Below are 19,223 nucleotides of genomic sequence, written 5' to 3'. Positions count from 1 at the left end.
CGGGCTTTTTTATTAACCGTAAAACCGCTTTACGGTTAACGATTAGATGCACTGTCAGCAACGTCCATGCAGACTATACGCATGAATGCAGAATCCCAAAGACGCCTACATAATATCGCCACCATTGGCACTGTTACGCATATTGATGCTGACAGTGCCTTGATGCGCTTGGCGGTTGGTGACAATGAGACCGATTGGATAAATATTCCATCGATAGCCGCTGGGCAAGTGAGTGTATGGCGCTGTCCAAGTATTGGTGAGCAGTACTTGCTCGTGTCACCCAGCGGTGAACTTGCCAATGCTATCCCTGTTATTAGTTTATACAGTGACCACAATCCAAGTCCGAGTACAGACCCCAATGAGATCCGCATCCGCTATAACGACACTGACTTTTGCAGTATTGATGTGGCTAACAGCCAGCTCACGATGCATATCAGCCAAATTACCAACCAAGCGGCGACCAGCATGGTATTGGATACGCCAAACACAGTATTAACAGGCGACCTGCAAGTCGATGGCGCTATTAATTGTAGCAAGACGATTACCGCATCAACTGAAGTCACCGCCGCTGGTATTGACTTGACCACACATACTCATAGTGGCGTGCAGTCTGGTGGGTCAAGTACGGGCACTCCTCAATGAGTAATTTGATGCACGCGTCTGGCATGTCTCGAAACTCAGGTGCGCTTTTGAATGCTGATGAGCATTTACGCCAGTCTATTCATGACATCTTAACCACGCCACTTGGCACACGATTGATGCGCCGTGAATATGGCAGCTTACTACCCTTTTTGATTGACGCCCCGGCCAATGATGCGACTCGTCTTAGACTAATGGCCGCTACGGCTACTGCGCTTATCCGCTGGGAGCCACGGGTTAAAGTTAGCAAAGTGACTTTGGCTATTATCAATGACGGTATCAATAGTGGCTGGGAGACCTTGATTGAAATGCGCCGGTCGGACAGCTCCACGTTAACCACATCATTATCATTAGTGCGAGGCGCGACATGAGCAGTGTATTTACCGCTATTAATTTACAAGGCTTACCGCTACCCAACCTTATTCAAGCGATTAATCCTGAAGCGGAGCTGATTGCAATTCGAGCAGAATTTGCCGATAAGTTCGCGCCCAACCACCCTATTCATACGGCATTGGCATTAGAGTCCGAGCCGATTAATAAAATACTGGAAGTACTGGCCTACCGTTATAGCTTAAAAGTTAGTGAGGTAAATCGCACTGCACGCAGCTTGATGCTCGCTTATGCCAATGCCTCAGACTTGGATCATATTGGCGTCACTTATTACCGTGTCCAGCGTAAGATTTTGCAAGTTGCTGACAATACGACTGTACCACCGACCCCTGCTATTTATGAAGATGACACCGCTTATCGCGACCGCTTGGCATTATCAGTCGAAGCAGAAACCAAAGCCGGTAGCGCAGGCGCTTATTTGTTTCACGCGCTGTCTGCCAGTCCGAAAGTGTTTAATGCCACAGTCGATAGCCCAGCGCCCACTGAAGTCGATGTGTATTTGTCTGGCCAGATTGAAGGTGATGTATTAGACCAAGCCACCAAGACTGTCGGCGTTGACCAGACCGCCGTTGATGATGTCACTCAAGCGTTGAGTGCTGATGATGTGCGTCCTCTCACTGATTTGGTGCGAGTACACAGCGCAACGGCTAAAAGCTATCGTATTGACGCAATTATTTACGTGAAGTCTGGTATTAGTCCGCAGCTCATATTGTCTCAGGCGATGGCAGAGTTACGCCGTTATCTACGCGCTGAATTTAAGCCTGGCAATCGTATTGCTACTAGTCGAATTATCGGTGCATTGGACGTAACCGGTGTCAGCCGCATTGAACTGACCAATCCGGCCAGCGATGTATTAGTCGCTGTCTCAGAGGTTGCCCACTGTACTGATCATAATATTACGGCGGTAAGTAGCAATGACTGATATATCACTATTACCGTCTAACAGCCGTCCGATTGAGCGTGAGCTTGCAACTTTGACTGCCCGTCTTGAGTCGATAGCGGTGCCGTTCAATCAGATTTGGAACGCTGATACCTGCCCTGTCGAATATCTACCTTTTTTGGCATTCGCTTGGAGCGTTGACGAGTGGAATGACAATTGGACTGTTGAGACCCAGAGGGCCGTTGTAAAAAACTCTATCGCAGTGCATCAACGTAAAGGCACGCTGGGGGCAGTCAAACGCGCTTTGGCGGTTATGAATTACGACACTAGCGTCATCGAGTGGTTTGAAAAAAATCCAAAAGGTACGCCGGGTACTTTTAGTATTTCGGTTAATCCGGCCAACGGCATTATCACTGATTCAGTTCGCCAGATCCGTGCTGTTGTCGATGCGGTTAAACGCTTATCTGCCCATTACGACATCTATTTTGGTACGACCGTTACTGCCACTATCGCCGCCTATGCTGTCCCAGCTGTCGGTGTTGAAATCACAATCACCAATACTACCAATAACTAGGAATACTACTATGCCAAATGATGCACAGCCGCAAGGCCTTACCAAAACTGTTATCAATCCAGAAGTTAATACTGCCGGTAAATACGTCATTGATTTTGATATGCCTGAAGACAATGGTATTGCTACCGCCAGTCACTTGGCTTTGATTATCAATGACACAGTCGCTCGTGCCGATATCGACGTCGTATTTAACCCAGCGCTACTCCGTACGCGATTTGACACCGTTCATATTGAAGTCGTCAGTGACGTTGCAACCAATCTAAATATCTATACTTTACAGACGCCAGATCATGTCGCGGACTACACCACCGCGCCCAAGCGCATTTTGGCCATCGCAGCTAATGAGTCTGAGTTATTCTCTGTCAAAAAATTAGCCAACGTCATTGTATTTGATGGCGCAGCCATCGATCGTCTGGTAATGCCCGCAGCACCTGAAAATGGTGGTGGCACAGAAGATATACCTCAGAAAGAGGATGGTTATGGAACTGGGGGTGGAACGACCTAGGCTATAAAAAATAATATTAATATTTAAAAAATAATTGTTTATTAAAGGCTAAATAATGACCTATCAGCTCTTACTTACCACACTTGGCCAACAGAAAATCGCAGCAGCTGCCAACGCTGGCAGTCCGCCGTTACGCATTGCTGAATTTGCGGTTGGCCAAGGTATCAATGTTGACTTTAGTCAGCGCTTGGGTGAGCAAGTCTTAGTCAGTAAGCGCTATCAAGCAGCAGTGCAAAGTGTCGCTGCTACTGCTCAATCGGGGCAATATGAAATCACTTGTATTGTTCCGCAAAATCAAGGTGGTTGGTTCATTCGTGAGCTTGGACTTATCGATGGTGATGGCGACTTAATTTGGGTCGGTCAATTACCAGAGGTGCAAAAGCCAGTCGCTGGCAGTACTGCAGCTGTGGACTATCGCATCAAAGCAGTCATTAGTATCGATAATCCTGACGTCAACTTAGTTATTGATGCCAATGTTGTTACTGCTACTCAATCGTGGGCGCGAACTACTTTTGTGCCGCTCAGTCATTTAGCGGACACTGATCCACACGACCAATACGCATCCAAGACTTCAACCGATAACACCCTACAGCAGCTAAATGAAAAACTGACTGAACTGCTAGACCGTAAATCTATCAAGGTTGGCGACACCTACACCACGACTATTAATCATGCGAATGCCGACGCCGTTGCCACACATCATGGTTATGGTACGTGGGCACGCTTTGCCGAGGGGCGTACGCTCGTTGGGTTATCTACTAAGTCAGCAGACCCTGCAGACTACAAAACCATAGGTAATGAGTTTGGTGAGAATGAGCATACCTTAACCCTTGCTGAGTCTGCTAGTCACGCTCATGATTTGAAAATTTCAAGTCGGACTCAAATAGCTCATGACTCAAGTCAAGAATCTGATAGGGCGGTAGATACGACAGGTTCAACTTATCCTGACTATATAGATGAGTCAGGTGGCGGCGACCAGCCCCATAACAATATTCAGCCATCACGCGTCGTTGGCCATTGGTTACGCACCGCTTAACCTCAATTTTTAACAAAGGAAAATACTATGGCTACATTTCACCACGGCATCACCGCTCAAGAGTTGGTTCAAGGCATATTGCCCATGCGCAATGCCAATGTCAGCGTCATTGGCTTGGTCGTTACCAGTACTGACGCTGACGCTGATATGTATCCGCTCGATACACCGGTCTTATTAACGGGCATCACTCAGGATAATATCGACAAGGCAGGCATCGAAGGCACATTGGGCGACTGCCTACAAACCATCCGTGATATTCACAATCCTACCGTCGTTATCTTGCGAGTTGACACCTCATTCGACGCCGCATTCGATGTCAATATACTGGACGTGCTACTGACCTGCCAATCGCGCTTTGGCTTGACGCCTAAACGTCTGGGCGCACCAGAGATTGACACGCCAGAAGTGGTGCTTAAATTGGTATCTATCGCTAAGCGCCGTCGCTGCATGGTCTACGCTTCACCGCGTAATATCGATGGCACACTAATCACTGATAAAGAATTAATTACGGCTTATCGCGATACCTATGGCGACCGTGAATTGTGTCTTATTGATAATGAATGGGGTGTGCCGGGAAAGCCGTAGCCCCGTTACCGGGGCCAATAACACCACCACCTGTAGTAAACAGTACTCTTAATAATATCGGCATCCAAGGCGCAGCCACATTCGGTATCGGCACTACTGATAACTTGCCGCTTGGCATGAGTGAAATGACAGGCACACGTACCGTTGGAGATGTAAACTACGGTAACTACCAATACTCAGACAACTCTGTAATGGTTTGGGTTCCTATGTTTTATTATCGCTGGGGTGGAGCGGATAGCCCCCGTTATGCTGAGTATGGTCTAAACTCTTGTGATGTTAAGTCTAAGTACGACTTTGCAGACGTGGCAGCAGCTAACGAAGCGGGTTATGCGGTACATCGTGCCTTTTATGACGACGGCAAGCTTAAAGACGGCGTCTTTGTCGATAAGTATTTAGCCAGTAATAACGCGGGAACAGCAAGCTCAATTAAAAATGGCATCCCATTGTCGTCTGCATCGACCAACGCCCCATTTAGCGGCTTGGATGGTGTGCCGGAGAACACATACGCCGGTGCTATTGATGCTGTTAAAACGCGCGGCGGTGCTTTCTTTGTTACCACCATCTTTATCCAACGTGCATTATCACTACTCAGTATGGCGCACGCTCAAGCGGCGACTAGCATTGATAATTGCGCATGGTATGACGCAACAGGCATTGCAAACTACCCAAAAGGCTGTAACAACGACGCGCTTGGTGATGTTGATGATGCAACGGTTAACTATACTGCAACTGGTTATCTAAAAGCGGGAAAAACTGGTTCAGCAACACTATTTGCCAAAACCACGCATAACGGGCAAGCGTCAGGCGTGGCTGATCTGAACGGCAATATGTTTGAGATATGCTTAGGTCTAACTCAGTTGTCAGGCAATTTTTATGCACTCAAAACCTCTGCTAAAGCGGCGTCACTTACCAGTGGTGCGACAGCAGCAAATGATGCATGGGGTGCGACTGGTATCGCACAAAACTATGAGTCGCTAGGCACGAGTATCGGCGCATTGACCGGCACTAGTCAGGGTATGTACATAGGTTCCGATACTCAGCAAGTATTCTCCAGTGCCCTGACTGGAAAAGAGTGGCAAGCATCTTGTGCAGGCATTCCGCAAACTGGCGGTGTTGACGCTACTACCGGCACAGATCTATTTGGTCATGACCGTTTTTATAACAACCGTGTCGATGATATGTGCCCGCGTGCGGGTGGCTATTGGGGTTACGGCGCGCGTGCGGGCGTGTGGGACATCAACTTCAGTGATTCTCGTACGGATAGCAGCAGCAGCGTTGGTGTGCGGGCGGCCTTGTATAGTGTTTAACTGAGCGATAGCGAAGGAGTTTGAAATGGCAGTAGATAGTGAAGCCAATCTTGATCGTAAGTTTGTACTGACTATGAAGTTGTTGAATATCTATCTGAATCACTTTCCAAGTCATGAAAAAAATGGCTTGGCACTGCGGATAAGAAACACAGCTTATGAGATGTACGATTATGTCATAGAGGCGCAAAAGAGATATCACAAGAAAACGACTTTGACCAATTTAGATATTAGACATGAACAGCTAAGGATGCAGGTTAGATTGGCTTTTGAGCTAGGCTATTTTGGTCATCCAAAAACCGAGAAAACATCGACTGAAAAACTCAATACAAAAAGGTATCTAGCGATATCACTGAGAATTGATGAAATCGGCCAGATTATTGGCGGTTGGATAAAGTCAGTTAAGCAGTAACAAAGTAAAAAAGGGAAGCGTCTTAATATGTGCCCGCTTGCGGGTGGCAATTGGAATAACAGCGCGCTTGCGGGCGTGTGGAACATCAACTTCAATAATTCTCGTACGAATAGCAACAACAACGTTGGTGTGCGGGCGGACTCGGCATCACCTCAAACGACACGTTGTCGTCTGGTGCCAAGGGAGACGTTTTCCTGCTGTAAGCGAAATCGGAATAAGCGTGCATTTCTAGTAGATAAATCGAAAGTCAGGCACGTTATCTTTTTTAAGGATATTTATGAAAAGAGTGGGCAACCTATATGAATCTACCGTCTCAAAAGACTCCTTGTACCAAGGGTTTTTAGACGCTAAGAAAAGCAAAAGCGGCAGACGCGGTTGTTTTGAATTTGAAAAGAAATTGGCAACTGAGTTATCCGCACTAAACAACCAGCTAATGACGGGCACTTATAAACCAAGACCTTATTTTAAGTTTACGATTTATGAACCAAAACAGAGGGATATCTATGCCCCAGCGTTTAGAGACTGCGTGGTTCAACACGCTGTATACGCTAAGGCTATGCCTGTATTTGAAAAGACATTTATCGAACAGTCTTTTGCGTGCAGAGTCGGACTGGGTACACATAAAGCGGCGGACTACACACAGCAAGCACTTAGACGAGCAGGTCAAGGCACATATACATTACAGCTGGATATTAAAAAGTTCTTTTATAGCATTGACCGCCCTACGCTTAGACGCTTAATTGAGAAAAAGATTAAAGATAAAAAGCTTGTGAATTTAATGATGATGTTTGCTGAGTACCAAGAGCCTACTGGTATACCAATCGGCAATTTGTTGTCTCAGATGTACGCGTTAATTTATATGAACCCTTTAGATCATTACGTTAAAAGAGAATTACAACCACGCGCTGGATATTGCCGATATGTTGATGATTTTTTGTTGTTCGGTTTGACCCGCGACGAAGCACTGGACTACAGGGCGAAGATAACAGACTTTGTGAATAACGAGTTGAAACTAACGCTATCAAGGTCGACGATTGCGAACACGCGTAAAGGCGCTAACTTCTGCGGTTACAGGACATGGCGGTCGGCTAGATTTATCAGAAAATATAGTTTATACAAGTCAAGAAAGGCGGTAAGAAATAACAAGCTTGACTCGTTTATATCACATTTAGCTCATGCGTCAAAAACGCGGTCGTTGCAGCATTTGCTAAATTACGCAGCGCAAGAAAATCCTGACTTATATCGTCAGCTACCAAAAACGTATCATCAGAGACATCACCCCAAAAGGAGCAATCTATGACCCAACTAAAACCCATCATCGCCACCGCACTTGCAATGCGCTGCCTAATCGATGAAAAGTACCCTGCAAGCTTTACCAAATCCATCTCTAACGTCCCTGTCCCTGGCGTGGGCGGTATCGTCCATCCACGCACTTGGGATTTGGAAGACCCCAACACTGAAGTCGGCTACCTAAATGCGAATGATGTCACCTCGGTGATTCAGCACGAAGGCTTCCGCTTTTGGGGCAACCGTACTTGCTCAGCAGATCCGCGCTTTGCCTTTGAGACCGGCACGCTTACAGCGCAGTGGCTACTTGACACTATTATCAATGGCTGCTTCCCCTTCATTGATCAACCGCTAACGCCGGTACTGGTGCGCGATATTATCGACTCAATCAATGCCAAGCTACGCGCTACTGTGGCCAAAGGCTGGCTTATCGGTGCAAGCTGCTGGTATAACGACGCGCAGAACAATGAACAAGATTTAAGCCAAGGCCTACTGGTCATTGATTATGACTACACCCCAGTGCCCACGCTTGAAAACCTCCAGCTCAATCAGCGCATTACCGACCGCTATCTAGTCGACTTTGGCAAGCTCATCGCACAAGGCGCTTAAGCTTAAATAACTTAAAAGGACATCTATTATGGCTAAGCAACTGCCTGCAGTACTAAAAAACTTTAACGTCCGCGTCGATGGTGACAGCTACGCGGGTACAGCCAAGACCATTACACTGCCAGAGATTGTGAAGAAAACAGAAGACTATCGCGCCGCTGGTATGATCGGCGACATCAAGTTGGACATGGGTTTTGAGGCCATGGAGTCAACGGTGACTTACACGGGTGTCGATGCCCGTCATATTACCCAGCTTGCTTATTGCGGTGTTGACGCGCTGCCCATCCGCTACATTGGTGCGTATGAGCGTCAAGACACTTGCACCCATGTTGTGCGCGATGTGTATATGCGTGGCTCAGTCACCAACCTACCATTAGGTGAGCTTGAGCTTGGCAGTATCAACGAGCACGAACTGACATACAGCGTCACTTATCTCAAGATTGTAGACGATGGCGTTACCTTGCTTGAGATCGACTTCGTCAATGGCATCTTTATCGTCGCCGGTAAAGACATGACCGGTGAGATTAACGCTCAGTTAGGCTTATAAACCGCATTGGCCAATCATCTGCGTTTGGATAACAGGTTTCGATTAGCTAGTTGGTAAGGTGATGACTTAACCAAGGCGACGATCGGCAGGTAGTGCCTTATATTTAAAGAGAGTCACTATCATCCAAACATGGCCAAATTTTTAACACCCTCTTTACCTAAAAAGTTACCCAATAAATTACACATACCAGGACAATTATTATGAGCAAAAAAGACGCAGTAGAAGCCATAGCTACAGGTGAAGCAGCCCCAATTTTTAATAGTGCAACATTATCACCTGAAGCTGCTAAAGCTTTAAAAGACAACCCTCATTTGTCATACGAAGAAATTGAAGCCATAGAAATGGCACGAATTCGCAGTGAAGCTCCACAATCAAAGTCTACCCCACCCCCAATGCCCAGCAATCCTGATATCGAAACGGTTAAATTTGACAACCCTATCGTTCGCGGTGACCTAACCATTAACGAAGTCAATATCAACAAGCCTAAGACCGGTGCACTACGCGGCCTATCGCTATCTGACTTGCTCAAGCTAGATGTGGATACCGTTATCAAGCTAGTCCCTCGTGTCAGCACACCACCACTCGCTGAACACGAAGTCGCTAACTTGGATCCTTCTGACTTTCTCAGCATCAGTACAGCGGTGGTTGGTTTTTTCGCTTCAGCGGATCAGCGCAAGAAGGCACGAGCCGAGGCCGAGAGCGCCAAAGCCGAGGCGTCCCTCACTGCGTAGATGATGTCATTGCGGATCTAGCGGTCGTGTTTCATTGGCGACCGTCAGACTGCGAAGACATGGATGTGGATGAGTTGATGGATTGGCATGACAAGGCACGTAAACGTAGCGAGTCAGATAAATAATAGGTAGGGCTTTATGGAGATGTTTTTAGCGCTCAAGTTTTGGAGAGAAATAATTATCGGCGCACTATTAGCATTGCTGTTGATCGTCATAGCTGCTTGTATCATTTTGTTTTTGCAAGTCAAGCAGGCTAACGCTGAAGTTGAATATATAAAGACTGAACACGCGCTGACATTAACTACTGAGCGTGCAAATTATGAAGTACGAGCGCGTAAGCTGGAGAAAGAAAGTTATGACCAAACCATTGCAGCTATTAACGATGCCAAGAAGCGTGAAAAATCTAATGCTATTGACGCTGCTAATACTGTCGCTGCTAATGAGCGGCTGTCACAGACTATCGACCGACTCAGTGCCAACGCCGCCACCGACGCCCAGTTTAGAGTTGAGTACGCCACTACCAGCGGACAGCTACTCAAAGACTGTAGCAGCTCAATTACAGACCTGGCAAGAGTCGCTGATATGCACGTCAATGACATCCGAATGTTACAAGGCATCGCAAAACGAAAATAACGAATAGCGGATAATTAATTAGGCGGATAACATGGCAGGCAACTTAGATCTATCGGCAACACTCAAGCTCATTGATGATATTAGTGGGCCATTACGGGGCATTATCGATAGATCAGACAAAATGTCGAAGTCGTTCGAGCGGGCTACACGTACTGTCGATGCTTTCAATGACAGTCTCGCGCAGGTTGATCGCACAGGACTAAATAAAGTTAATCAGCCGCTTGGCCGTACTAACAGTTTATTGACAACGGCTCGACAGCACGCAAGAGGGTTGGTAGGCGACTTTGCTTTAGTCTTAAAGGGCGTAACCGCTGTACAGCGTAAGACTGATAGTTTGGCTCGTGGTTTCGCGGATACGCGCAGACAGATGCGACAGCAAGTCGTAAACAATGCTTTAGTTGTAGGCGGTATAGCAGCATTAGCGTCCATACCCATTAAAGCCTTTATGGATGCTGAGGCAGCGACGACTAATCTAAAAGTTTCTATGATGGACTCTACGGGTAAGATTGCCGATGGTTTTGATGAGCTGACTGAGCTTGCTGGTAATATGGGCAAAAAGTTACCAGGGTCCATTTCTGACTTTCAAAATATGTTTGACGTACTGATTAAAGAAAACATATCAGCAGAGCGAATACTGGACGGCGTTGGCGAAGCAGCTGGGCAAATCGGCATCATCATGAAGATGGAGTTTGGTGATTCGGCAAAGTTCGTTGCTCAATTATCAGATGCGACCAACGTAGCGTCCAAAGACATGATGGAGTTCATGGATATTGTTCAGCGTATTCATCATACCGGCTTAGATCCAGAGTGGATTAAACAGGCCTTTGTCGGACTCTCCCCTGGTATGAAAGTATTACGAATGGAAGGCGCTAAAGGTATCAAAGCCCTATCACCATTCTTAACTATGCTAGGCAATTCCGGTATGACTGAAGGTGGGTCAGCAGGTAATGCTATGAGTAAGATTTTTTCACGCTCACTAAGTTTGGATGTCGGTGATAAGCTAGACAGTCTAAAAAAAGATTATGGCATCGATATATCAATGGACTTTACTGATGGTAAAGGTGAGTTTGGCGGTATAGAGAACTTCTATAAACAAATGGATAAACTATCAACACTCAACTCGCAACAGCGTACCAAAGTGATTGAAACGCTGTATGGAACAGATAAAGAGAACTTAACTGCATTAAATATTCTTATCAATAAAGGCCAAGCAGGTTACGATCAAACTGTTAAGCAGATGGCAGTCCAAGCAAGTCTTCAACAAAGAGTCAACGCACAATTAGGGACACTTGCTAATTTATGGGATGCTGCTAAAGGCACGTTTACATCAGCTATGGTAACAGTCGTAGAAGTATTTACGCCAGAAATTAAGGCCTTAGTAACTAATATTACTGACTTAGTAGATAGGATTAGCAAATGGGTAAAAGAGAACCCTGAACTGGTCAAAACCATAGCCTCCTTGGTAGTAAAGTTTATTAAGATCAATGCTGCAATCTGGGCAGTTAAATACGGTGCAGCATTAATGTTTGGTACATTCTTTAGTATGGCCGCAAGTTTTATTAAATTTGGTGCAACGATAATGATATTCAACGCCATACTAGCCAAGCTTGGAATATCATTTTGGGGCAAGTTCAGACTGATGGGCAAGGCTTTATTATGGTTTAGCAAATTATTTGCTAGAACCTTTTGGTTTTTAGCACGACAATCTCTGCCATTTCTGATTGGAGCAATAGGGCAGCTATCAGTAGCATTGCTGACATCGCCTATTGGTTGGGCAATACTTGCTATTGCTGTGGGCGCCTTGCTTATTATGAAGTACTGGCAACCAATCAAAGCATTCTTTACAGGAATGTGGGATGGTTTCCTAACAGGCATAGCACCGCTTCAAGCGACATTCGATAGTCTAGGCTCTATGTTATCAAGTACATTTGAGCCGTTACGTCCTGTATTGGATATAATCATTACAGGTATTGCTTGGCTTGGCACAGCCCTAGCTTCACTCATCGCACCATTTCAAGCCACTGATGCGCAACTGGCTACGGCTACAGCCAATGGCAGTCAGTTTGGCTATATATTGGGTACGATTGTCAGTCTAATTGCTCAAGTGGTTGCTGGACTAGTCGGCGCACTAGCATTAGGCTTTACCACTATTGGTACAGCGATCGGTACATTTGCAGGTATGGTCATGGTGTATGGTGGCATAGCTGTTAATTACGTGGCAGGTATACCATCACGTATGATGGCCTTCCTAGCAGGTCTGCCTGCTCGTATGTCAGCTATGGGCGGTGATATTATGGATGGCTTAAAAAATGGTATTATCGGTAAAGCGCAAGCTGTCGTGGATGCTATTCTTAATGTAGCTAATCGTGTCAAGTCTGCCTTTACAGGCGTCAAAGGTATTAATAGCAACAGCCCTAGCAAAGTATTTACTAAATATGGTGGCTATATTCCAGATGGAATTACGAACGGCATACTGAGTAATAATAGCCCAGTCAATGCCATGCTACAGACGAGCAACAGCTTACGCGATGCCATGGACACCAGCGAGATCCGCTTTGACAATCGCAAGCCGATCAGCGCATCAGCAATGAATGGCGCTGGTGGTCAAGGTCAACCAGCGACAATCAACTATAACTTTACTATCAATGCCCAGCCAAATCAGTCAGAGCAGCAGATTGCTGACCTAGTAGCCGCCACTTTAGCCAAGCAGCAGCGCAGCCAAAGTAACAACAACACAGCCATGTATGACTTAGCGGAGCAATGGTAATGCTTTTAGCCCTCGGACAATTTATCTTTAGTGTGGACACTATGACTTTTAGCGAGCTACAACGTAGCCGCTCATGGTCGTATGGGAGCAATAGTATTGCACAAGGCCGCGATCAACATCAGTTCACCGGAGTGGGAGAAGAGACAATCACTATCCCTTTTCTTATCTATCAATCACACGGCTTTGGCGACCGTCAGTCCATCGATGATTTGTCAGAGATGGCAGACAGTGGTAGCGGTTATGTGCTGCTCGATGGTAGCGGTTATCTGTATGGTGTCTTTGTCATTACGGCTATAGACGAGACCCGCAGTCATATCACGAATAGAGGCGTGGCACGTAAGATTGACGGTATGATGAAGTTAACCCGTGTCGATGATGACCGTGTCCAAGCCGACAAAGTTGTCGCTGCTGAATACCAGCCAGAAGGGGTCCAGCGATGATACGCACACCTGTACTTCAGCTCACCGCTGATGACCAGCCATTAAACGATCAAGTCATGGCACGTCTTATGACGCTGTCTATCACTGATAATAAGAACATGGACGCCGACGAGTTATCATTGACATTAGACGATCACGATGGCGCATTGGAGCTACCCAAACGTGGCGTGATACTACAATGTTGGATGGGTTATACGGATGCCGGTATTCATGATATGGGCACGTATGTCGTAGACAGTAGCGAGTGGTCAGGGTCGCCCGATACTATCAGTATCAGGGCCAAGTCTGCTGACTTTAAATCATCACTTAAGTCAGGACACAGCGAGTCTTATCACAATAAGACGCTAGGCGAGATTGCAAATACAGTCGCTAAGCGTCAACAATTAGCGTTGTCTATCAAGCCAGAGCTGGTCACTATCGATGTCGGCCACATTGACCAGACAGATGAGTCCGATATTAATCTACTGACGCGACTATGCCACCAGTACGGCGCAGTGGTAAACATTAAGCATGGCAAGCTGCTTATATTTACCGCTAATGCTAATGTCAGTGCGAGTGGCCACGCGTTAGATTTAACAGTCATTACAAGGCAGACAGGCGACCAGTTTAGATATAGCGTTGAGGACAGGCAGGCCGACTATGACAATGTATCGGCAAGCTATCAGGACAAGGACGACGCCAAGCGCAAGACAGTCGATACGACTGGCACCAAGAGTAAAACAAAAAAACTTAAAGGCACGTATAAGAGTGAAAAGGCCGCTAATGCCGCTGCTAATGCGGAGTCAAAACGTATTAAGGATCAACAAGCTAAGTTTAGTATTGCCACAGCCTACGCCTACCCTGCTATTACTACTGAAAGCCCGATTGAGTTGCAAGGATATAAGGCGGAAGTCGACGCCTTAAAATGGACGGTAGATAAGGCAGTACATACTTATAGCAAATCAGGCGGATTAACATCTCAACTTGATTTATTAGCACCACTAAAGTAACACTATGCTATAATAATACTTGCTTGGGAGCGCTCTAAATAAGATCTATAGTACTGTAGATACGAATAAGGCGGCCGTATTATCGTGGTGCGGATTCAGCCCCAAGCACCCTAATTTAAGTTAAAGAAAAGCCCTGCTATTTAGTAGGGCTTTTCTTTACTGTTAATTAATCCCAATCTACTGGCTCACAATACACACACCACCCCGCTGGCAGTTGAGTAACTGGCTGGGCATGCTCAAAGAAATGCTCAAGCCAAAGTATCATCCATCTATCAGATTCTATATTCATATTAGTAGCCTGTTTTATAAAGACATAAATACAGTTTCGTATTCCTTTGCCTGATCTGGAGTCAAGGAGAATTCAAGACGCAGCAAACCGAGTTCACTAGCATACATATATTGTTTAACTAAAGGCATTGCCTCATAAACCTGCTCAAGATACTGTTTTCGTGTCTGTAAGTCTTTATTGCTTTCAAATACCTCAATCACTCCCCCAACTGGCAGATCAGGCTCGTCAAATTCAAGCTCTGACATTGGTTCTGGCTGCTCAACTCTTGTATCTTCAAATTGAGCGCTTCCAACATACTCTCCAGGTCTTCCCAATCTCTCATTAGGATCAGTTTCAGCGGTTTGTATAATGATTTCACCGAGAGGCAGACCTTCATCTTTAAAAGCAGCGATGACGTCCTCTACTTTTGGAGCTGCACCCAGCTTCGACTTAATCTCCATCGCTCCATTCTCATGCACCGTGTAATCTTCAGGCGCAAGTCCTGCTTCAGCCGCCATCTCATCCATGTCTATAACTTCTGGCTCTGGCTGACTACATCCAGCGATAGCCGAGATCATTATTGATAAAGCAAATATTCTAAACATCTATTTATCCTCAAAAAACAAAACACCAGTCTAGCAAATATCAATTATCATCATCACTATTATTTATATTAATTGTCTATAGCGATACGCTTAAGAGCCACCCGCTTCATCGCCATGCCTTGAACTTCATAATAAGAACAGAACAAAAGTTAATCAAACTAACCAACTTAGGAAAGCAATTAGTATGATTAATAATACAACAACCTTTGAGATGAGTACCAGAAACAAAGCCATGGCAGATGAACTAGCGAGGGTAGCCGCTTACGCTCATATGCTCGGTCAGTTATGCGAGCTATCACCCAATGCCGAGCCACTATCACTTGAGCAGTTAGAGATCATCTTTAAAGATATTTCGCAAGTCACTGGTGAGGCATCAGAAAGCCTAATAACTTTGTGAAAAGTTCATCAGTTTATTCAGGGTTAAGTGAGGGTGATTTGTTCTTTTTTTCAAACGCCTTATCATAATCCATATTTTTATTATTATCTTTCCACATCTCTAGTACAAACGGTTGTGCTAGAGAGAATAAATCCATCAAAGTATAGTCCCGTTTATTAGCACCAGCGTTATGCAATGAGCTTTCTACAGCATAGGCCATTTCATACCACGCATCTTCTAAAGAGTCCGCTGTGCCAACATCCTTTTTTTCTATCAGTCTTTGTCTCTCAAACATAACCTACTCCATAGACTCGTAAGTCTTTATCAGTCTCACCAGTTCAGCACGCCGCTGGCTATTTCGATATAGCTCTAACCACTGCATCTCATCATCAGTCAGATCGCTAGCAGACTCACCTAGCCGTCTGCCCGAAATTACATAAGACATGTCATAACCTAAATCAGATAACTGTTTGGCTATGCCGAGGTCAGGTAACCGTTTGGCATTCTCATATCTAGAAATTGTCGCAAGGGCAATATCTAAAGCATCCCTTATTTCAGTCTGTTCTAGACCAAGCCGTTCACGCTCTAAAGCTAAACGCCTAGATATCTGAGGTTTAATATCATCACTTAAAATAACCATATAGTCACTTAATCTATTTACATGACCTTTCGGTTATGTAATAATGCAATTGTTAGCTCGTAAGACAGTTAGCACTTTACCACAAAACTCAATTATGGAGTATCCACGATGTCACAAGTCATGTTTGCCACACGCTTACCTGAATCTAAGCGCAGGTACATCCAGTATAAGGCCATGCACACAGGCAAGCAGCAGCAGGAGTTAATGGCAGAGATCATTGACTTCTATCAGCAGCACGATAGTGAGTTTATGCAGCTGTTTGCCTCCTTATCAGCGCCTACTGACACTACGAGTAGCGATAAGGAGATCAGCGATGACGCATAAAAACTGGGACAACGTCCGCGATCGTCGTCTATACAGCTACATGAATGACCCAGAGCATGAGCGCTTTGAGTTCGCCATGCGCTTAGCAGGGATAAGTCAGGAGGCAACCGCCATCAGACAGTTCTTATTAGCGCATTCAGACCAGATCATCATCAAGCACGATAGTAAGAACTTTAAACCAAGCAGTCATGCCATAGCAACGGTAAAACTACTGTTCCCAAGCGGTAAATATACCGTGATTGACTCAACCCCAAGCTAAGCGACTTTATGAAAAGGAAACACCACGATGTCACACCTTAACCCTAACCTGAAAGGAACCACCACGATGTTACCACTTAACCCAATCCTAGCCACCCTAAGCAAGCTCCAAGTCCATACCGCCATGATGGCGCAGCTCACCCAAGCGGCTCAAGGGAACACCATCACCATCAACCGCCGAGAATTACAGCAGGCGTTTGCCGATATACAGCAGACACTCAGCGGCGTCTGTACACAGCTATCTGACTTTGACGAGTCGGATATTGACTTTGACAAGGCATGCAGTGACTTTGAGCAGATGCTTAGTGACTCAGACCAGATAGCCGCGCCCATTGTAAATAGGACAGAACCCTGCATCGTTGTACAAAATAGAGGCAACAGTAAGAACGAATGCACGGTGCGCCATTTCTATATGCGCAGGATCTCAGAGGAGCAAAGAAATAGATGCACACCCATGGGGTTATGCGATACATATGGCGTAGAGCTGCCCGCTTATTATCAAGACATCGATGTCAGTCGCTTCGCAGAAAAGACCTATACCGACCAAAACGGCGATGAGCAGCGCGTCCTAGTCCCTCTATTCAAGACGCGCAGAAATGGCGAACACTACCAAGCCTTTTATAAGCGCGTCGGTCTACTACTACCACCGATTGATTAGATCACTTTGTTATAACCCAACCCCAACCTAAAAGGAAATACCACGATGTCACATGTAGATGAATATCCATTAGCGGTTCTTAATAAGATTATCAATTTTCACAACTTAAACTTACTGGTATATAAGTTTGGCGATATTGAATATGTACCCGCTAAGTCAATCACTGATGCTATTGGTATCGACTGGCGCAATGTGAAAAGAAACTTTGAAGTTGAAGATAACAAGATTTTATATGGTGTTATTCGCTTAATTACCCCAAAAATCGATAATTTGGGGGGTCTTAAGACCAGCGAAGCTTCGCTTTCAGGCACCAATATGGGCGCAACTGATACAGAAATAGCTGATAACTCGCAATTTTTGGACATTTTATGTATGCGTTTAGACCGTGTGCACATGTATTTAGCTCGAGTGAACACATCGAGAATAAGGGCAAACGGTAATATTGATTCTGCGGATTATCTACTAAGCCTACAAACAGAATGGGCACAGGCACTGCATGACTACGAAACCCACGGCATTGCCATCAAGTCTAGTTTGTTCAATAACACCAAGCAGCTCAAGCTCCTTACCGATATTTATAAAGGGCTGAATGACAAGCAGCAAAAGCATGTCGTATCTCAGCAGATAGATGCCTGTTTAGGGATTACCAGAGCAGAAGATAAAGATTTACTCACTGGCTTATAAGCCATAACGATAACTCACCTGAAAAGAGTCGCCACGATGACCACTCACCCTATCAAATAATCATCTGGAGTCTCTATGGCAAGCCCTACTTCACCAACCGCATATATAAACTGCCCTCACTGTGCAGGGAGAATGCGCACTTATGGCCACGTCATGTTTAGCGCATTGACCAAACAGCTCGTAGCCGCTTGCCAAAATCCAGACTGCTTATTCTCAGCAAGAGTAGGTATAGAAATCACCCAGCAACTACAACCCAGCTTATGCCCCAATCCTGATATTGCGGCAGCATTAACCAGATAAATAAGGACAACACGATGTCTAATTCAGTTCCCAATCAAGCACAGCGAGAGCAGATTCGTAACAACTTGCTCAACATGGCTCCTAGTAATTTAACCCAGTACCAGCTGAATGAATGGCTAGCAGATCAGATGGTGATAGAAGATTATCGCTATCAAGCCCGTCAAAAGATGATAGCAGCGCTACCAAAGGTAGTAGAGCTAGCATTAAAGGACTGCGGCGGAGGTTATGTAGCAGCCACTATGCTACTCAATATATTCAATAGATATGCTTGGCAATTCGATCTGGTCAGCATGCGCAACCTTAGCTTTGATAATTGGAGAGCCTGCATGGATGTATTGGCCTATCAAACCCTTACTAGCCCAGACAAAGATGTCCATAACTACATAGCCAATGGCACTAAAGTTATGCAAGACCTTTGGGGTCGCTATGAGCATAGCAAAAACTTTATAGACCGTAGATAAGGAGCAGTCGCATGGCTAAGTTATTTAAAGAAACGATCAAGCCGATCAACCTAAAGCTAACCTCGGGCACTAGCATACGCTTAGTACCCAGCATCGGTGATAGAGACAACATCGTATTTGTTTATTCCTCTGTAGATATAGACATAGCCTTCCATCTTAAGGCTGATATTACGAACTACCACATGTTGGCCAATCACATTCATTTAGGTCGTTATTCTCAAGCGATATCGTATGCAGCCAATAAGAGGGCCTATGAGTATCATCAAGAGATAATCGCGCAGACCGCCAACTTAAGTCTTATAGCGTAGTAACAACCCAAAACCC

30 protein-coding genes are annotated in these 19,223 nt (G+C 45.5%); 26 read left to right on the top strand and 4 right to left on the bottom strand.

Features of this window, described 5'->3' with window-relative positions; genetic code table 11:
• Positions 1-81 precede the first annotated feature (81 nt).
• The 18 genes from JMX97_RS06015 to JMX97_RS05930 all read left to right on the top strand — a co-directional run bounded on the left by JMX97_RS06015 (position 82) and on the right by JMX97_RS05930 (position 14,325).
• Complete coding sequence (locus tag JMX97_RS06015; RefSeq protein ID WP_201556281.1) at positions 82-642, top strand: phage baseplate assembly protein V; 561 nt, start codon at positions 82-84, stop codon at positions 640-642.
• Entirely contained in the window at positions 639-1,010 is a 372-nt protein-coding gene (locus JMX97_RS06010; protein WP_227671467.1) for a GPW/gp25 family protein, read from the top strand. The genes JMX97_RS06015 and JMX97_RS06010 overlap by 4 nt, the downstream gene beginning before the upstream one ends.
• A complete protein-coding gene (locus JMX97_RS06005; protein WP_201556280.1) occupies positions 1,007-1,951 on the top strand; it encodes a baseplate J/gp47 family protein in 945 nt (314 codons plus the stop codon). Before JMX97_RS06010 ends, JMX97_RS06005 begins: the two co-directional genes overlap by 4 nt.
• Positions 1,944-2,483 (top strand): phage tail protein I, encoded by a 540-nt coding sequence (locus JMX97_RS06000; protein ID WP_201556279.1) that lies wholly within the window; start codon positions 1,944-1,946, stop codon positions 2,481-2,483. The genes JMX97_RS06005 and JMX97_RS06000 overlap by 8 nt, the downstream gene beginning before the upstream one ends.
• A 10-nt stretch (positions 2,484-2,493) precedes the next feature.
• A complete protein-coding gene (locus tag JMX97_RS05995) occupies positions 2,494-2,988 on the top strand; it encodes a hypothetical protein (RefSeq protein ID WP_201556278.1) in 495 nt (164 codons plus the stop codon).
• Between the two features lie 55 nt (positions 2,989-3,043).
• The gene (locus JMX97_RS05990) at positions 3,044-4,024 is read left to right on the top strand and encodes a phage tail protein (protein WP_201556277.1); all 981 of its coding nucleotides are present in this window, start codon (positions 3,044-3,046) and stop codon (positions 4,022-4,024) included.
• A gap of 27 nt (positions 4,025-4,051) precedes the next feature.
• Positions 4,052-4,609: a hypothetical protein gene (locus JMX97_RS05985; protein ID WP_201556276.1), complete on the top strand. Its 558-nt coding sequence runs from the start codon at positions 4,052-4,054 to the stop codon at positions 4,607-4,609.
• Positions 4,585-5,916 carry a hypothetical protein gene (locus JMX97_RS05980; RefSeq protein ID WP_201556275.1) on the top strand — a complete coding sequence of 444 codons (1,332 nt, stop codon included), beginning with the start codon at positions 4,585-4,587 and terminating at the stop codon, positions 5,914-5,916. Before JMX97_RS05985 ends, JMX97_RS05980 begins: the two co-directional genes overlap by 25 nt.
• Positions 5,917-5,941: 25 nt before the next feature.
• Positions 5,942-6,325 carry a four helix bundle protein gene (locus JMX97_RS05975; protein WP_201556274.1) on the top strand — a complete coding sequence of 128 codons (384 nt, stop codon included), beginning with the start codon at positions 5,942-5,944 and terminating at the stop codon, positions 6,323-6,325.
• A 277-nt stretch (positions 6,326-6,602) separates the two neighbouring features.
• Positions 6,603-7,625, top strand: coding sequence for an RNA-directed DNA polymerase (locus JMX97_RS05970; RefSeq protein WP_201556273.1), 1,023 nt, complete (start codon positions 6,603-6,605; stop codon positions 7,623-7,625).
• The gene (locus JMX97_RS05965; protein ID WP_201556272.1) at positions 7,622-8,221 is read left to right on the top strand and encodes a phage tail sheath C-terminal domain-containing protein; all 600 of its coding nucleotides are present in this window, start codon (positions 7,622-7,624) and stop codon (positions 8,219-8,221) included. The genes JMX97_RS05970 and JMX97_RS05965 overlap by 4 nt, the downstream gene beginning before the upstream one ends.
• 28 nt (positions 8,222-8,249) lie before the next feature.
• Positions 8,250-8,765 carry a phage major tail tube protein gene (locus JMX97_RS05960; RefSeq protein WP_201556271.1) on the top strand — a complete coding sequence of 172 codons (516 nt, stop codon included), beginning with the start codon at positions 8,250-8,252 and terminating at the stop codon, positions 8,763-8,765.
• Between the two features lie 200 nt (positions 8,766-8,965).
• Positions 8,966-9,496, top strand: a complete 531-nt coding sequence (locus JMX97_RS13770) for a phage tail assembly protein (protein WP_227671466.1) — start codon at positions 8,966-8,968, stop codon at positions 9,494-9,496.
• A gap of 8 nt (positions 9,497-9,504) precedes the next feature.
• Positions 9,505-9,621 (top strand): GpE family phage tail protein, encoded by a 117-nt coding sequence (locus JMX97_RS05950; protein WP_201556295.1) that lies wholly within the window; start codon positions 9,505-9,507, stop codon positions 9,619-9,621.
• A gap of 13 nt (positions 9,622-9,634) precedes the next feature.
• On the top strand, positions 9,635-10,129 hold the full coding sequence (locus tag JMX97_RS05945) for a hypothetical protein (protein WP_201556270.1): 495 nt from the start codon (positions 9,635-9,637) through the stop codon (positions 10,127-10,129).
• A 31-nt stretch (positions 10,130-10,160) separates the two neighbouring features.
• Positions 10,161-12,896, top strand: coding sequence for a phage tail tape measure protein (locus tag JMX97_RS05940; protein ID WP_201556269.1), 2,736 nt, complete (start codon positions 10,161-10,163; stop codon positions 12,894-12,896).
• Positions 12,896-13,336, top strand: coding sequence for a phage tail protein (locus JMX97_RS05935; protein WP_201556268.1), 441 nt, complete (start codon positions 12,896-12,898; stop codon positions 13,334-13,336). The genes JMX97_RS05940 and JMX97_RS05935 overlap by 1 nt, the downstream gene beginning before the upstream one ends.
• On the top strand, positions 13,333-14,325 hold the full coding sequence (locus tag JMX97_RS05930; protein WP_227671465.1) for a contractile injection system protein, VgrG/Pvc8 family: 993 nt from the start codon (positions 13,333-13,335) through the stop codon (positions 14,323-14,325). Before JMX97_RS05935 ends, JMX97_RS05930 begins: the two co-directional genes overlap by 4 nt.
• 166 nt (positions 14,326-14,491) lie before the next feature.
• Here the strand turns inward: JMX97_RS05930 and JMX97_RS13875 are convergent, their stop codons facing one another.
• The gene (locus JMX97_RS13875) at positions 14,492-14,614 is read right to left on the bottom strand and encodes a hypothetical protein (protein WP_265089438.1); all 123 of its coding nucleotides are present in this window, start codon (positions 14,612-14,614) and stop codon (positions 14,492-14,494) included.
• Positions 14,615-14,628: 14 nt separating this feature from the next.
• Positions 14,629-15,198, bottom strand: a complete 570-nt coding sequence (locus tag JMX97_RS05925; protein ID WP_201556267.1) for a hypothetical protein — start codon at positions 15,196-15,198, stop codon at positions 14,629-14,631.
• 184 nt (positions 15,199-15,382) lie between these two features.
• Here JMX97_RS05925 and JMX97_RS05920 point away from each other — a divergent pair, with 184 nt between their 5' ends.
• Positions 15,383-15,595: a hypothetical protein gene (locus JMX97_RS05920; RefSeq protein WP_201556266.1), complete on the top strand. Its 213-nt coding sequence runs from the start codon at positions 15,383-15,385 to the stop codon at positions 15,593-15,595.
• Between the two features lie 13 nt (positions 15,596-15,608).
• Here the strand turns inward: JMX97_RS05920 and JMX97_RS05915 are convergent, their stop codons facing one another.
• Both JMX97_RS05915 and JMX97_RS05910 read right to left on the bottom strand, forming a co-directional pair.
• Positions 15,609-15,869 (bottom strand): hypothetical protein, encoded by a 261-nt coding sequence (locus tag JMX97_RS05915; protein WP_201556265.1) that lies wholly within the window; start codon positions 15,867-15,869, stop codon positions 15,609-15,611.
• Positions 15,870-15,872: 3 nt separating this feature from the next.
• Entirely contained in the window at positions 15,873-16,214 is a 342-nt protein-coding gene (locus tag JMX97_RS05910; RefSeq protein WP_201556264.1) for a helix-turn-helix domain-containing protein, read from the bottom strand.
• 108 nt (positions 16,215-16,322) lie between these two features.
• Between JMX97_RS05910 and JMX97_RS05905 the strand changes: the two genes are divergently transcribed.
• The 7 genes from JMX97_RS05905 to JMX97_RS05875 all read left to right on the top strand — a co-directional run bounded on the left by JMX97_RS05905 (position 16,323) and on the right by JMX97_RS05875 (position 19,207).
• Positions 16,323-16,538, top strand: a complete 216-nt coding sequence (locus JMX97_RS05905; protein WP_201556263.1) for a hypothetical protein — start codon at positions 16,323-16,325, stop codon at positions 16,536-16,538.
• Positions 16,528-16,797, top strand: coding sequence for a hypothetical protein (locus tag JMX97_RS05900; protein ID WP_201556262.1), 270 nt, complete (start codon positions 16,528-16,530; stop codon positions 16,795-16,797). Before JMX97_RS05905 ends, JMX97_RS05900 begins: the two co-directional genes overlap by 11 nt.
• Before the next feature lie 27 nt (positions 16,798-16,824).
• Positions 16,825-17,454, top strand: coding sequence for a hypothetical protein (locus JMX97_RS05895; RefSeq protein ID WP_201556261.1), 630 nt, complete (start codon positions 16,825-16,827; stop codon positions 17,452-17,454).
• Between the two features lie 45 nt (positions 17,455-17,499).
• Positions 17,500-18,138, top strand: coding sequence for a hypothetical protein (locus JMX97_RS05890; protein WP_201556260.1), 639 nt, complete (start codon positions 17,500-17,502; stop codon positions 18,136-18,138).
• A 75-nt stretch (positions 18,139-18,213) separates the two neighbouring features.
• Positions 18,214-18,438, top strand: a complete 225-nt coding sequence (locus JMX97_RS05885; protein ID WP_201556259.1) for an ogr/Delta-like zinc finger family protein — start codon at positions 18,214-18,216, stop codon at positions 18,436-18,438.
• A 14-nt stretch (positions 18,439-18,452) separates the two neighbouring features.
• Positions 18,453-18,899 (top strand): hypothetical protein, encoded by a 447-nt coding sequence (locus JMX97_RS05880; RefSeq protein WP_201556258.1) that lies wholly within the window; start codon positions 18,453-18,455, stop codon positions 18,897-18,899.
• Between the two features lie 11 nt (positions 18,900-18,910).
• A complete protein-coding gene (locus tag JMX97_RS05875; protein WP_201556257.1) occupies positions 18,911-19,207 on the top strand; it encodes a hypothetical protein in 297 nt (98 codons plus the stop codon).
• Positions 19,208-19,223: the final 16 nt, after the last annotated feature.

Origin of the sequence: Psychrobacter sp. 72-O-c (assembly GCF_904846605.1) — a bacterium.
Taxonomy (GTDB): domain Bacteria; phylum Pseudomonadota; class Gammaproteobacteria; order Pseudomonadales; family Moraxellaceae; genus Psychrobacter.
Note: the sequence above shows the minus strand (reverse complement) of the source record. Positions and strands in the feature narration are given on the sequence as shown.

Bases quoted from the DNA above. Each gene is read 5' to 3' on its own strand.
- JMX97_RS06015 (WP_201556281.1), top strand. From the start codon at position 82: ATGAATGCAGAATCCCAAAGACGCCTACATAATATCGCCACCATTGGC.
- JMX97_RS06010 (WP_227671467.1), top strand. From the start codon at position 639: ATGAGTAATTTGATGCACGCGTCTGGCATGTCTCGAAACTCAGGTGCG.
- JMX97_RS06005 (WP_201556280.1), top strand. From the start codon at position 1,007: ATGAGCAGTGTATTTACCGCTATTAATTTACAAGGCTTACCGCTACCC.
- JMX97_RS06000 (WP_201556279.1), top strand. From the start codon at position 1,944: ATGACTGATATATCACTATTACCGTCTAACAGCCGTCCGATTGAGCGT.
- JMX97_RS05995 (WP_201556278.1), top strand. From the start codon at position 2,494: ATGCCAAATGATGCACAGCCGCAAGGCCTTACCAAAACTGTTATCAAT.
- JMX97_RS05990 (WP_201556277.1), top strand. From the start codon at position 3,044: ATGACCTATCAGCTCTTACTTACCACACTTGGCCAACAGAAAATCGCA.
- JMX97_RS05985 (WP_201556276.1), top strand. From the start codon at position 4,052: ATGGCTACATTTCACCACGGCATCACCGCTCAAGAGTTGGTTCAAGGC.
- JMX97_RS05980 (WP_201556275.1), top strand. From the start codon at position 4,585: ATGGGGTGTGCCGGGAAAGCCGTAGCCCCGTTACCGGGGCCAATAACA.
- JMX97_RS05975 (WP_201556274.1), top strand. From the start codon at position 5,942: ATGGCAGTAGATAGTGAAGCCAATCTTGATCGTAAGTTTGTACTGACT.
- JMX97_RS05970 (WP_201556273.1), top strand. From the start codon at position 6,603: ATGAAAAGAGTGGGCAACCTATATGAATCTACCGTCTCAAAAGACTCC.
- JMX97_RS05965 (WP_201556272.1), top strand. From the start codon at position 7,622: ATGACCCAACTAAAACCCATCATCGCCACCGCACTTGCAATGCGCTGC.
- JMX97_RS05960 (WP_201556271.1), top strand. From the start codon at position 8,250: ATGGCTAAGCAACTGCCTGCAGTACTAAAAAACTTTAACGTCCGCGTC.
- JMX97_RS13770 (WP_227671466.1), top strand. From the start codon at position 8,966: ATGAGCAAAAAAGACGCAGTAGAAGCCATAGCTACAGGTGAAGCAGCC.
- JMX97_RS05945 (WP_201556270.1), top strand. From the start codon at position 9,635: ATGGAGATGTTTTTAGCGCTCAAGTTTTGGAGAGAAATAATTATCGGC.
- JMX97_RS05940 (WP_201556269.1), top strand. From the start codon at position 10,161: ATGGCAGGCAACTTAGATCTATCGGCAACACTCAAGCTCATTGATGAT.
- JMX97_RS05935 (WP_201556268.1), top strand. From the start codon at position 12,896: ATGCTTTTAGCCCTCGGACAATTTATCTTTAGTGTGGACACTATGACT.
- JMX97_RS05930 (WP_227671465.1), top strand. From the start codon at position 13,333: ATGATACGCACACCTGTACTTCAGCTCACCGCTGATGACCAGCCATTA.
- JMX97_RS13875 (WP_265089438.1), bottom strand. From the start codon at position 14,614: ATGAATATAGAATCTGATAGATGGATGATACTTTGGCTTGAGCATTTC.
- JMX97_RS05925 (WP_201556267.1), bottom strand. From the start codon at position 15,198: ATGTTTAGAATATTTGCTTTATCAATAATGATCTCGGCTATCGCTGGA.
- JMX97_RS05920 (WP_201556266.1), top strand. From the start codon at position 15,383: ATGATTAATAATACAACAACCTTTGAGATGAGTACCAGAAACAAAGCC.
- JMX97_RS05915 (WP_201556265.1), bottom strand. From the start codon at position 15,869: ATGTTTGAGAGACAAAGACTGATAGAAAAAAAGGATGTTGGCACAGCG.
- JMX97_RS05910 (WP_201556264.1), bottom strand. From the start codon at position 16,214: ATGGTTATTTTAAGTGATGATATTAAACCTCAGATATCTAGGCGTTTA.
- JMX97_RS05905 (WP_201556263.1), top strand. From the start codon at position 16,323: ATGTCACAAGTCATGTTTGCCACACGCTTACCTGAATCTAAGCGCAGG.
- JMX97_RS05900 (WP_201556262.1), top strand. From the start codon at position 16,528: ATGACGCATAAAAACTGGGACAACGTCCGCGATCGTCGTCTATACAGC.
- JMX97_RS05895 (WP_201556261.1), top strand. From the start codon at position 16,825: ATGTCACACCTTAACCCTAACCTGAAAGGAACCACCACGATGTTACCA.
- JMX97_RS05890 (WP_201556260.1), top strand. From the start codon at position 17,500: ATGTCACATGTAGATGAATATCCATTAGCGGTTCTTAATAAGATTATC.
- JMX97_RS05885 (WP_201556259.1), top strand. From the start codon at position 18,214: ATGGCAAGCCCTACTTCACCAACCGCATATATAAACTGCCCTCACTGT.
- JMX97_RS05880 (WP_201556258.1), top strand. From the start codon at position 18,453: ATGTCTAATTCAGTTCCCAATCAAGCACAGCGAGAGCAGATTCGTAAC.
- JMX97_RS05875 (WP_201556257.1), top strand. From the start codon at position 18,911: ATGGCTAAGTTATTTAAAGAAACGATCAAGCCGATCAACCTAAAGCTA.